We start from the raw sequence: 12,283 nt of genomic DNA on the forward strand, positions 1-12,283 counted from the left end.
ATTCGGCTTGCAAGTGAAATCGGTTTTCTGACGTCACGCCCCTTCGAGGACGTGCAGGACGCGGTCTTCGCCGACCGCGCAAGGCTTGGGAATGCTGTTTTGGCCGCAGCCGCTACCCGGAACCATTCACCAATGAGAACGGTTGACCTCTTGAAATAATTAGTCGGCAGGCCTGATCGCCAATGGGACTGCGGTGCCGCAAGCGGGCGCCGCAAGCGGGCGCGTCAGCGGGCGCGTCAGCGTGTCGCAGTTCTCACTCTGCACCTTCGTGCAGCATTAGTTCTCTTTCTCATTTGACAATCATTATCATTCAGAATAATTTGTCGCTCGATGTGTTGGACGGCTCAGCCCCCGCGAGCCGTCCCACGAACCTATTGGCAGCAAGGTGATTTCCATGACGGAACAAGTATCCACAAGCAGGTGCGATTCACCGCTACTTCAGGCATTCGTCGACAATCGACTGATTCTGGTCAAGATTGCAGCCCGCATTACCGGCTGCCGGTCGCGGGCTGAAGACGTGGTGCAGGATGCGTTCTTCCGGCTGCAATCCGCGCCGCAGATCACGTCCTCGTTCAAGGCTCAGCTCAGCTACCTGTTCCAGATCGTGCGCAACCTGGCGATCGATCACTACCGCAAACAGGCGCTGGAGCAGAAGTATTCGGGCCCTGAAGAGGAAGGTCTGAATGTGGTGATTCAAGGCGCTTCGCCGGAAACCTCGCACATCAACTTCTCGACGCTGGAACACATCGCCGACGCGCTGACCGAGCTGCCCAGCCGCACCCGCTACGCCTTTGAGATGTACCGCCTGCACGGCGTGCCGCAAAAGGACATTGCCAAGGAGCTAGGCGTCTCGCCGACCCTGGTGAACTTCATGATTCGCGATGCGCTGGTGCACTGCCGCAAGGTGTCGGGCAGTCGTGTGGATACCTTTGCCCGTCGTTAAGATCTGAAATCTGCGTCGCTCCCTTCGCGAGCAAGCCCGCTCCCACATTTGATCTCCAGTGTTCACAAAGCTTGTGTTCACAGAAGATCCAATGTGGGAGCGGGCTTGCTCGCGAAGGCTGACTCAAGACCGCAACGGATCTTGAGCCTTAAGCATCAAGCCAACTTACACCGATCAAAAAACCGCTCACGCCCCAACACCATCAACGCCGCGCGCTTGTGCGGGAAGTCGAACGCTTTCTCGCAGTAGTAACCCTGGTTCTGCATATGCCCGATCATCTTCGCGTTGTCGGCACGAGGCTCGGCAACCACTCGCTGAGTGCGTGGATCGTCGAGAAACAGGTAATGCGTCAACGCCGATAACCAGCTCGCCACCTTGTGCGGGCCACGGTGATTTTCCTCACCCACCAACATGTGAATACCGCGGTCGTAATCGCCGGCGTCATAGAACGGCGCGATGCGATCTTCCTTGGCCCAATAGGTTTCAAAGTAGGCGAACGGTTGATCATCGAAACAACCGATCAGCGTCAGGGTATGGGGATCGGCTTCAAGTTTGCTCAGGTACTCGTGATGCTGCTCGAGGCTGCCCTCCTCCTGCCAGAAACTCGCCACGCGCGGGCTGTTCTGCCAACGATTGAAACGCTCCAGGTCCAGGTCGATGTCCACCGTGCGCAGGGAAATCCAGGCACCAAGGCGCGCATCAAAACGCCGATAGACTTCACCACGCGGTTTCACCGGGCGCAGCGGATGACGCTTGCCGCCACTGATGACCATTTGCTGCGGATAACCCGATGTCAGTGACGCGCCCAGCCAAGGCTGAGGCAACTGCCAGAACAGCGTGCGTTCGCAACGATACTGGCCGACGATTTCGGTAGGGATCAGCAACCCGCTGAGCAATGCTTCGGTGGGGGTTTCATCGAGTTGCCAGGTCAGGCGCTGGCAGGCCGGGTCACGGGCAAACAGCCAATAACAGGCCGCCCAGACGGTACGATTGTCGGCGTGGTCGAAGCGCTCTTCTACTTGCACCTGCAACTCGGGCTCGCGAGTCAGCTGCAGCTGAATCAGCGGCTGCCCTTCAAGGCTGAGACACAGGCGGCTTTCGGTTTCATCAGCTACAAGACGGCTTCCTGTCGGCAAGGCCAGGGCAGTCAGGTGATTCAGAGTGGACATGGGTCGGGCTCACGTTAATCGTCGACAGTTCAACGAGGTGACGTGAGCCAGTGCGGGAAATTTAAGAGAAGTCGGTAAATACGCGTCCCGTGGCATGAATCAGGGTTTGTGCACCGGCACCAGGGCAATTTTATAGGGATCGAAAATCTTCAGCATCTGGCCATTGTCTCGCAGGTCTTGCAGCAACCTGCCGAATGCTTCGCCAGTAATCGGCGCCTGAGGGCGGATCAGCGCGTAATGGTGATAGACCTGATCGATGCGTTGGGAAACCAACAATTGCTCGCCGACTTTCTCGTTACGCAGCAGGTAATCGCTCAAGTAGGAACGTGTGACCAAGGCAATGTCCGCTCGTGCGCGCAGCACCATCAGCAAGTTGCTGTCGTGGGAATAGGTCAACGTGGCCTTGTAGGTGTCGGCCAGATACTTGGGATCGGCATTGAAATTGGCAAACTCGTAGTGATAGCCGCTGTACAGCGCCAGGCGTTTGCCTGTCAGGTCCTTGAAGTAATTCTCATCGCGATCGGGTTTCTTCTGCGCGACAAAGATTTCTGCATCTTCCAGGCCCATGTCGACGAGGGTATGCGGGATGTCCTTCCAGCCCCAGTCCGGGTTCTCGAAAATCGCCATATCGACCCGGCCTTCCTTGAAGTCGTTGAAACGTCGAGGAATGGAAGTGGGCACCAACTCAAACTGATAGTCGTTCTGAAGGGCATTGAGCGCCTCGACCATCTGAGGCAGCAAACCGGTGTCGGCCCCGGATTCCGGGCGCACGGTATAAGGGGGGAAATGTGCGGCACCGACCCGCACCAACTGTGCAGCCTGGACCGGAACCACGCATAACACCGCAAGCGTCGCCAGCAAAAGCCGCGAAGCCGTCCGAATTGGCGAAGACATCAAAACAATCCACTCCCCAAAAAAATACGCATCAATGCATTCAAGCTAGGCGGTTTCGGCTACTTAGCCAGTTTCATGCCGAGATAGACGGCTCACTGCCGCTCTTCCAGCACTAGAATCAATGCCTCATCGGCCAATTGATCGAGGCTCATGCTGCCGCCGGCGCGAAACCAGGTGGTAGTCCAGGACAATGCTCCCGTCAGAAAACGACGTGTAATAAACACATCGCCGCGGATAAAACCGGCCTCCTTCGCCTCGCCCAGCACCTGAAGCCAGAGCTCTTCATAAATGTCGCGCAGCGCCAGCACCTGCGCCTGCCCGTCTGCGGACAGCGAACGCCATTCATACACCAACACCGCCATGGCCTCGCCGCTGCCGCCCATGATCGACTGCAATTCACAACGAATCAACGCCAGTACCCGCTCACGCACACTGCCGGCTTCTGCCAGGGCTGCACGCATCAACGCGGTGTTGTAGCGAATGGTTTCCTCCATCACCGCCCGCAGGATCTCGTCCTTGCTTTTGAAGTGATGAAAAATACTGCCGGACTGAATCCCCACGGCGCCGGCCAGATCGCGCACGGTGGTGCGTTCATAACCTTTGTTACGGAACAGGTGAGCCGCCACTTGCAGCAGTTTGCCGCGGGCGCTATCCGGGTCGGTCAATTGGCCGCTGTCGACCAATTCGCGCATCACCCTCAGGGCATTTTGCTCGTCCACCCGTTCTCTCCTACAGTCGATCAATCAAATACGCCGCTCACCGCTAAAACTGCGGGGTTGCGCGGGCAATTTAAGCTGGCCGGAGCGACCAAGCAAGCGCTCGGGCAGAAGATATTTCAGCCATTTACAAACCAAGCGCTTGCTTGGTAGTCTCGATGTACTTCTGTCGGGGGTGGTTATGGAGTTGACTGTGCCAAAAACAATCCGCATCGGTTGCGCCAGCGCCTTCTGGGGTGACACCTCGACCGCCGCCGCGCAACTGGTGGAAGGTGGGCGTCTGGACTATCTGGTCTTCGATTATCTGGCCGAAATCACGATGTCGATCATGGCCGGCGCACGGATGAAAGATCCCCAGGCCGGTTACGCCAGCGACTTCATCGAAGTCCTCAACCCGCTGCTGGGTCAACTCGCCGAACAGAAAATCCGCGTCATCAGCAACGCCGGCGGGGTCAATCCGCAAGCCTGCGCCGCCGCCCTGCAAGCGGCCTGCGACAAGGCCGGAGTGGCGCTGAAAATCGCCGTGCTGCTGGGCGATGACCTGCAGCCGCAGCTCAAACAGCTGGGCAGCAGCGGTATCCATGAAATGTTCAGCGGCGCGCCCCTGCCGCCGATGTGCGTCTCGACCAACGCCTACCTCGGCGCACCGGGCATCGTCGAAGCCCTGCGCCTGGGCGCCGACATCGTCATCACCGGGCGCGTGGTCGACAGCGCCGTGGTCAGTGCCGCGCTGGTGCATGAGTTCGGCTGGTCGTGGCACGACTACGACAAACTCGCCCAGGCCGCATTGGCCGGGCACATCATCGAATGCGGCGCCCAGTGCACCGGCGGCAACTTCACCGATTGGCGCGAGGTGCCCGACTACGAACACATCGGCTTCCCCATCGTCGAAGTCAGCGCCGACAGCCAGTTCATTGTCAGCAAACCCGAAGGCTCCGGCGGGCTGGTCACCGCGCTGACGGTCGGCGAGCAGATGCTGTATGAAATCGGCAACCCGCAGGCGTATCTGCTGCCGGACGTGGTCTGCGATTTCACTGAAGTCAAACTCGTGCAACAAGGCAAAAATGCGGTTCAAGTGCACGGCGCAAAAGGCTTGCCGCCGACCGATCAGTACAAGGTCAGCGCGACGTACCCGGACGGTTTCCGCTGCACCGCCAGTTGCCTGATCGCCGGGATCGATGCGGTCGACAAGGCGCGTCGAGTCAGCGAAGCCATCATCAACAAGACCTCGGAAATCTTCAGCCAGCGTGGCTGGGCGCCCTACAGCGAAGTGAACATCGAACTGCTCGGCAGCGAGGCCACTTACGGCCCCCACGGTCAGCGTCAGGACAGTCGCGAAGTGGTGATCAAACTCGCGGTGCGCCATCCGGGTAAACAGGCGTTGATTGTGTTCTCCCGTGAGATCGCCCAGGCCGCCACCGGCATGGCGCCGGGACTGACCGGGATTGTCGGTGGACGGCCGACGGTGTATCCGCTGATCCGGCTGTTCTCGTTCCTTATCGACAAAACCGCCTGCACGCTGGAAATTGATCTCAAGGGCCAGCGCCACCCCTGCGCCCTGCCCGCCGTCGATGTACTCGACACCGCCGACTTGCCGCTGGCGTGCGCCCCACCGAAACCCTCAGGCCGGGCCGATGCCAGCGTGGCCCTGGTCAAACTCGCCGTGGCGCGCTCCGGCGACAAGGGCAATCACAGCAACATCGGCGTCATGGCCCGCAAGCCGGAGTACCTGCCGTGGATTGCCGAAGCCTTGACGCCGGAAGTGATCGTCGACTGGATGAGTCACGTCCTCGACCCGATCCACGGACGTGTCGAACGCTGGTACCTGCCGGGCACCCACAGCCTTAATTTTCTGCTGGAAAACGCCCTGGGAGGCGGTGGCGTGGCCAGCCTGCGGATCGATCCGCAAGGCAAAGCCTTCGCCCAGCAACTGCTGGAAATCCAGATACCGGTGCCTCAGCGCATCGCCGACCAGGTCAACTAGAGGACTGTCGCCATGGCTTACGATTCGATTTTCAAAGCCGATTTGTTTGCAGGCCAAAACATCATCGTCACCGGTGGCGGCAGCGGCATCGGCCGTTGCACCGCTCACGAACTGGCGGCCCTCGGCGCCCATGTGCTGCTGCTCGGACGCAAGGCCGACAAGCTGAAAAACGTCGTGGCCGAGATTACCGAAGATGGCGGCAAGGCGGATTGGATGGTCTGCGATATTCGTGAGGAAGAAGCGGTCACGCATGTGGTCAGCGAGTTGATCCGCAAGTACGGACCGATTCACGGCCTGGTCAATAATGCCGGCGGGCAGTACCCGTCGCCGCTGGCGTCGATCAATCAAAAAGGCTTCGACACGGTGTTGCGCACCAACCTGATGGGCGGCTTCCTGATGGCCCGGGAAGTGTTCAATCAGTCCATGAGCAAACACGGCGGCGCCATCGTCAATATGCTCGCCGACATGTGGGGCGGCATGCCCGGCATGGGCCACTCGGGCGCGGCGCGTTCAGGCATGGACAACCTCACCAAGACTGCCGCGTTCGAATGGGGTTACGCCGGGGTGCGGGTCAACGCCGTGGCGCCGGGCTGGATCGCGTCCAGTGGCATGGACACCTACGAAGGCGCGTTCAAAGCGGTGATCCCGACGCTGCGTGAGCACGTTCCACTGAAACGCATCGGCACCGAATCGGAAGTCAGCGCGGCGATCGTTTTCCTGCTCAGCCCGGCCGCGGCGTTTGTCAGTGGCAGCACCTTGCGCATCGACGGCGCCGCCAGCCTGGGCGGGCGCGCCTGGCCGATACACAAGGCGCAGATCAGTACGTCGTATAACGGTTTTCACCGCGCGTACTTACCAGACGTGCTTAGTCCGGACGTCCTCAAGGATAAGGAATAAGTCATGCCGGTGATTCAGTCGCAAGTGGACCCGTTCAGCGAACAGTTCGCGCGCAATCGCGCGGCGATGTTGGTCGGCATCGAGCACGTCCGTCAGCTCGAACAGAACGTGCTGAACAAGGCGGCCGAAGCCAAGCCCAGGTTCGACAAACGCGGGCAACTACTACCCCGTGAACGCCTTAATTTGCTGCTAGACCCCGGCGCCCCGTTCCTCGAACTGGCCAGCCTGGCGGGCTACAAGCTGCACGACGACAAGGACGGCAGCTCCGCAGGCGGCGGCTTGATCGCCGGGATCGGCTACGTGTCCGGTGTGCGGGTACTGGTGGTGGCGAACAACAGTGCGATCAAGGGCGGGACCATTTCCCCCAGCGGTTTGAAAAAATCCCTGCGCCTGCAACAGATCGCCATGGAGAACAAACTGCCGGTCATTACCCTGGCCGAAAGCGGTGGCGCCAACCTCAATTACGCGGCGGAGATTTTCGTCGAAGGCGCCCGCAGCTTTGCCAATCAGGCGCGGATGTCAGCCATGGGCCTGCCGCAAATCACCGTGGTCCATGGCTCGGCCACGGCGGGCGGCGCCTATCAGCCAGGGTTGTCGGATTACGTGGTGGTGGTGCGTGGCAAGGCCAAGCTGTTTCTGGCCGGCCCGCCGCTGCTCAAGGCTGCCACTGGCGAAGTGGCCACCGATGAAGCACTGGGCGGCGCCGAGATGCATGCGCAAATCGCCGGCACCGCGGAATACCTGGCCGAGAACGATGCCGATGGCGTGCGGCAGGTGCGCGAGATTATCAGCCTGTTGCCGTGGAATGATCAGCTGCCCTGGGTACCCGAACGTCGGTGGGAAGAACCGCTCTACCCCATCGACGAATTGCTCGGGCTGATTCCTGACGACGCGAAAAAACCTTACGACGTGCGCGAAATCATCGCGCGGATTGCCGACGGCTCGAACTTTCTCGAATTCAAGGGCGAGTTCGATCAGCAAACCGTCTGCGGTCATTTGCAGATTCAAGGCCGCGCCTGCGGGTTCATTGGCAACAATGGGCCGATCACGCCCAAGGGTGCGAGCAAGGCGGCGCAGTTCATTCAGCTCTGCGACCAGAGCCAGACGCCGCTGCTGTTTTTTCACAACACCACCGGGTTCATGGTCGGCACCGAGTCGGAACAGCAAGGCGTGATCAAACACGGCGCGAAAATGATTCAAGCGGTGGCCAATGCCCGCGTGCCTAAACTGACCATCGTCGTCGGTGGCTCCTACGGCGCCGGCAACTACGCGATGTGCGGCCGCGGCCTCGACCCGCGCTTCATTTTCGCCTGGCCCAACAGCCGCACGGCGGTGATGGGCGGCGCCCAGGCCGGCAAAGTGCTGCGGATCGTCACCGAGGCCAAACAGGCCAAGGACGGTCTGGTGCCCGACCCGAAAATGCTCGACATGCTGGAACAGGTCACCGCGCAGAAACTCGACAGCCAGTCCACCGCACTCTATGGCAGCGCCAGTTTGTGGGACGACGGGTTGATCGATCCTCGCGACACCCGGACCTTGCTCGGGTACTTGCTGGATATCTGTCATGAGGCTGAAGTGCGGCCGCTGCAATCCAACAGTTTTGGTGTAGCCCGTTTCTAAGGGCGCTCAGGAGAACAATAAGAATGATCTTCACCCAGGAACACGAAGCACTGCGCCGCACCGTCCGCCAGTTCGTCGATCACGAGATCAATCCTCACGTCGAGGTATGGGAAAAGGCCGGGCGCTTTCCGATCCACGAGATCTTCCGCAAGGCCGGCAACCTCGGCCTGCTGGGGATTTCCAAACCGGAAAAGTTTGGCGGCATGGGGCTCGATTACAGCTATTCGATCGTCGCGGCTGAAGAGTTCGGCACCATCCACTGCGGCGGCATTCCGATGTCCATCGGCGTGCAAACCGACATGTGCACCCCGGCGCTGGCGCGTTTCGGCTCCGATGAGCTGCGTGAAGAATTCCTGCGGCCGGCGATCACTGGCGAGCAGGTCGGCTGCATCGGTGTTTCCGAAGTCGGCGCCGGTTCCGACGTGGCCGGTTTGAAAACCACCGCCCGCAAGGACGGCGACGACTACGTGATCAACGGCAGCAAGATGTGGATCACCAACTCGCCGAGCGCGGATTTCATCTGTCTGTTGGCCAACACCTCGGACGACAAACCGCACATCAACAAGTCGCTGATCATGGTGCCGATGAATACGCCGGGCATCAGCCTCAGCTCGCACCTGGACAAGCTCGGTATGCGCAGCTCGGAAACCGCCCAGGTGTTTTTCGACAACGTGCGCGTGCCGCAACGCAACCGCATCGGCCATGAAGGCGCGGGGTTCATGATGCAGATGCTGCAGTTCCAGGAAGAACGGCTGTTCGGCGCGGCGAACATGATCAAGGGCCTGGAGTACTGCGTCGACAGCACCATCGAGTACTGCAAGGAACGTAAAACCTTCGGCAGTGCGCTGATCGACAATCAGGTCATCCACTTCCGACTGGCCGAACTGCAAACCGAAATCGAATGCCTGCGGGCGCTGGTCTATCAGGCTACAGAGCAGTACATCAAAGGCCAGGATGTCACGCGCCTGGCATCGATGGCCAAACTCAAGGCCGGGCGTCTGGGCCGTGAGGTCAGCGACAGCTGCCTGCAATATTGGGGCGGCATGGGCTTCATGTGGGACAACCCGGTGGCCCGCGCTTACCGTGACGTGCGGCTGGTGTCGATCGGCGGCGGTGCCGACGAAATCATGCTGGGGATCATCTGCAAACTCATGGGCATCCTGCCGGGGAAAAAGAAATGAGTACCCTGCCGGTTTGCCAGACCTTGTTGCTGGAATCGCACAACGGCGTCCTGCACATCACCCTCAACCGCCCGGAAAGCCGCAATGCCATGAGCCTGTTGATGGTCGCGGAACTGCGTGCCGTGCTGTTGGCCGTGCGCGATGACCGTGAGATTCGTGCCTTGGTGATCGGTGGTGCCGGCGGGCATTTTTGCGCCGGTGGCGACATCAAGGACATGGCCAACGCACGCGCTCAAGGCCCGAGCGCCTATCGCGATTTGAATCGCGCGTTCGGTGCGCTGCTGCAAGAGGTGCAACACGCACCACAAGTGGTGATCACGGTGCTGCAAGGCGCGGTGCTCGGCGGTGGTTTTGGTCTGGCCTGCGTCAGCGACGTCGCCTTGGCCGATCACCAGGCGCAATTCGGTCTGCCGGAAACCAGCCTCGGTCTGCTGCCAGCGCAAATCGCGCCGTTCGTGGTGCAGCGCATCGGCCTGACCCAGACTCGCCGACTGGCGCTGACCGCGGCACGTTTCGATGGCACACACGCACGGCGCATGGGGTTGGTTCATTTTGTCGAGCATGACGCGCAAGCGTTGGCCGAGCGTCTCGATGAAATTCTGGCCCATGTGTTGTGCTGCGCGCCGGAGGCGAATGCGACGACCAAAAAGCTGTTGCTGGCGAGTGCCGGACAGCCATCGAATGCGTTGCTGGATGAAGCGGCCGATTGGTTCAGCGAGGCGGTGACCGGGGCTGAAGGTATTGAGGGGACCATGGCCTTCGTGCAAAAACGCAAACCGGGGTGGGCACCTTAAAAGCTTCGTCGGAACGCCGCCCGGAGCAAGCCCGCTCCCACAGGGGAATGCATTTCAAATGTGGGAGCGGGCTTGCTCGCGAAGAGGCCATCACTTGCACCGCACAACTTGAGAGAAGACCCAATGCCCGGACTCAGCAAAATCCTGATCGCCAACCGCGGTGAAATCGCCTGTCGCATCCAGCGCACCGCCCAGGCCCTGGGTTATCGCACGGTCGCAATCTTCAGCGATGCCGACGCCGATGCGCTGCATGTGCAGATGGCCGACGAAGCCGTGAACATCGGTCCGGCTCCGGTGCAGCAGTCCTATCTGAATATTCCGGCCATTCTCGACGCCGCCCGGCGCACGGGCGCTGACGCGATCCATCCGGGCTACGGCTTCCTCTCGGAAAACACCGGCTTCGCCCGCGCCTGCCAGGATGCCGGCATCACCTTCATCGGCCCCAGCCCCGAAGCCATCGAACTGATGGGCAGCAAACGCCTGTCGAAACTCGCCATGCTCGATGCTGGTGTGCCGTGCATCAAGGGTTATCAGGGCAAAGAACAGGACGACGCGACCCTGAGCCGCGAAGCTGCACGCATCGGCTATCCGCTGATGATCAAGGCCAGTGCAGGCGGTGGCGGGCGTGGCATGCGCCTGGTGCACAAGGCCAGTGATTTGCTCGAGCAACTGCGCACCGCCCGCTCCGAAGCGCTGCACGGGTTTGGCAGTGACGAACTGATTCTCGAGCAAGCGCTGATCGACCCGCGTCACGTCGAAGTTCAACTGTTCGGCGACCAGCACGGCAACCTGATCTACCTTGGCGAGCGCGACTGTTCGATCCAGCGTCGCCATCAAAAAGTCATCGAAGAAGCGCCCTGCCCGGTGATGACCGCCGAGTTGCGTCAGGCCATGGGCGAAGCGGCGCTCAAGGCGGGTCGCGCCGTGAATTACGTCGGCGCTGGCACCGTCGAGTTCCTGCTGGATGCGCGCGGGCAGTTTTATTTTCTGGAGATGAACACCCGACTCCAGGTGGAGCACCCGGTGACCGAATTGATCACCGGCCTCGATCTGGTGGCCTGGCAGTTGCACGTCGCCGAAGGGCTGCCTCTGCCCTTGCGACAGGAGCAGGTTCAGCTCAGCGGCCATGCCATGGAAGTCCGTTTGTACGCCGAAGATCCGGCACACGCTTTTCTCCCACAAACCGGTCGCATCACCGCCTGGGAGCCTGCATTGCAGGTCGGTGTGCGGATCGACCATGGCCTGATCGAAGGCCAGACAGTCAGCCCGTTTTATGACCCGATGCTGGGCAAGATCATCGCCCACGGCGCCACCCGCGAAGAAGCCCGGCGTAAGTTGCTGCGGGCGGTGCAGGACAGCGTGCTGCTCGGCGTGCAAAGCAATCAGCGCTTGCTCGCGAGCCTGCTCGAACACCCACAGTTCATCAGTGGCGAGTTCAGCACTGGGTTCATCCCGACACACTTTGCCGAGCATCCCTGCCTGCATGCGCATGTGCCGAGCGCCGAAGAACTGGCCATCGCGTCTGCATTGTTCTATCAGGCCTCGGCGCAGTCTCACCACGCGCCACTGGCCGGTTGGCGCAACAACGCCAGCGTGCCCTTGCACTATCGAATCGGCCTTGAGGATCAGGATTGGTCGGTGGAATTGAATGCTGTGCCGGGTGAGCCGTATCGGATTCAAGTGGCCACAACGCCCTTTGAATTGAAGGTCATCCAGTGCGACGGACGCTGCGCTAGCCTGGAAATCAACGGTATCCGGCGACGTCATGCTTACCGTCTTGAGGCCGCGCAACTCTGGCTGTTCACCCGACCCGGCAACCTGCGGCTGGTGGACCGGACGCAAGCCGTGGTCAACAGCCAGGCCAGCGTCAGCACCGGCACCCTCAAGGCCCCGATGGATGGGGCGATCGTCGATGTGCTGGTGACGGAGGGCAGCCCGGTCAGTAAAGGCCAATTGTTGGTGGTGCTGGAGGCCATGAAAATGGAGCATCCGCTCAAGTCGGGCATCGACGGCGTGCTCAAACGCTTGCAGGTCAGGGTCGGTGATCAGGTAAAAAATCGTCAGATTTTGTTGGAGGTCGAATAA

General features: G+C 60.6%; 10 protein-coding genes. 7 read left to right on the forward strand and 3 right to left on the reverse strand.

Annotated features, from left to right (window positions below; genetic code table 11):
• The first annotated feature begins 394 nt into the window (after window positions 1-394).
• Window positions 395-943, forward strand: coding sequence for an RNA polymerase factor sigma-70 (locus ASC74_RS16090; protein WP_008145913.1), 549 nt, complete (start codon window positions 395-397; stop codon window positions 941-943).
• 155 nt (window positions 944-1,098) lie between these two features.
• On the opposite strand, the gene ASC74_RS16095 is transcribed toward ASC74_RS16090, so the two are convergent.
• The 3 genes from ASC74_RS16095 to ASC74_RS16105 all read right to left on the reverse strand — a co-directional run bounded on the left by ASC74_RS16095 (window position 1,099) and on the right by ASC74_RS16105 (window position 3,725).
• Window positions 1,099-2,112: a GNAT family N-acetyltransferase gene (locus ASC74_RS16095; RefSeq protein WP_056742392.1), complete on the reverse strand. Its 1,014-nt coding sequence runs from the start codon at window positions 2,110-2,112 to the stop codon at window positions 1,099-1,101.
• Window positions 2,113-2,211: 99 nt separating this feature from the next.
• Window positions 2,212-3,006, reverse strand: a complete 795-nt coding sequence (locus ASC74_RS16100) for a substrate-binding periplasmic protein (protein ID WP_056742393.1) — start codon at window positions 3,004-3,006, stop codon at window positions 2,212-2,214.
• A 92-nt stretch (window positions 3,007-3,098) separates the two neighbouring features.
• Window positions 3,099-3,725, reverse strand: coding sequence for a TetR/AcrR family transcriptional regulator (locus ASC74_RS16105; RefSeq protein WP_056742395.1), 627 nt, complete (start codon window positions 3,723-3,725; stop codon window positions 3,099-3,101).
• A 190-nt stretch (window positions 3,726-3,915) separates the two neighbouring features.
• On the opposite strand from ASC74_RS16105, the gene ASC74_RS16110 reads away from it, so the two are divergent.
• The 6 genes from ASC74_RS16110 (at window position 3,916) to ASC74_RS16135 (ending at window position 12,283) form a co-directional block, all read left to right on the forward strand.
• On the forward strand, window positions 3,916-5,706 hold the full coding sequence (locus tag ASC74_RS16110) for an acyclic terpene utilization AtuA family protein (RefSeq protein WP_162247445.1): 1,791 nt from the start codon (window positions 3,916-3,918) through the stop codon (window positions 5,704-5,706).
• Between the two features lie 12 nt (window positions 5,707-5,718).
• Window positions 5,719-6,603, forward strand: coding sequence for an SDR family oxidoreductase (locus ASC74_RS16115; RefSeq protein ID WP_056742400.1), 885 nt, complete (start codon window positions 5,719-5,721; stop codon window positions 6,601-6,603).
• Window positions 6,604-6,606: 3 nt separating this feature from the next.
• Window positions 6,607-8,223: a geranyl-CoA carboxylase subunit beta gene (gene atuC / locus ASC74_RS16120; RefSeq protein ID WP_056742402.1), complete on the forward strand. Its 1,617-nt coding sequence runs from the start codon at window positions 6,607-6,609 to the stop codon at window positions 8,221-8,223.
• 23 nt (window positions 8,224-8,246) lie between these two features.
• Window positions 8,247-9,404 carry a citronellyl-CoA dehydrogenase gene (atuD, locus tag ASC74_RS16125; protein WP_056742404.1) on the forward strand — a complete coding sequence of 386 codons (1,158 nt, stop codon included), beginning with the start codon at window positions 8,247-8,249 and terminating at the stop codon, window positions 9,402-9,404.
• On the forward strand, window positions 9,401-10,198 hold the full coding sequence (locus tag ASC74_RS16130; protein ID WP_056742406.1) for an enoyl-CoA hydratase/isomerase family protein: 798 nt from the start codon (window positions 9,401-9,403) through the stop codon (window positions 10,196-10,198). Before atuD ends, ASC74_RS16130 begins: the two co-directional genes overlap by 4 nt.
• Before the next feature lie 123 nt (window positions 10,199-10,321).
• A complete protein-coding gene (locus ASC74_RS16135) occupies window positions 10,322-12,283 on the forward strand; it encodes an acetyl/propionyl/methylcrotonyl-CoA carboxylase subunit alpha (RefSeq protein ID WP_056742407.1) in 1,962 nt (653 codons plus the stop codon).

This window comes from Pseudomonas sp. Root329, from assembly GCF_001424925.1.
Lineage (GTDB): Bacteria > Pseudomonadota > Gammaproteobacteria > Pseudomonadales > Pseudomonadaceae > Aquipseudomonas > Aquipseudomonas arabinosi.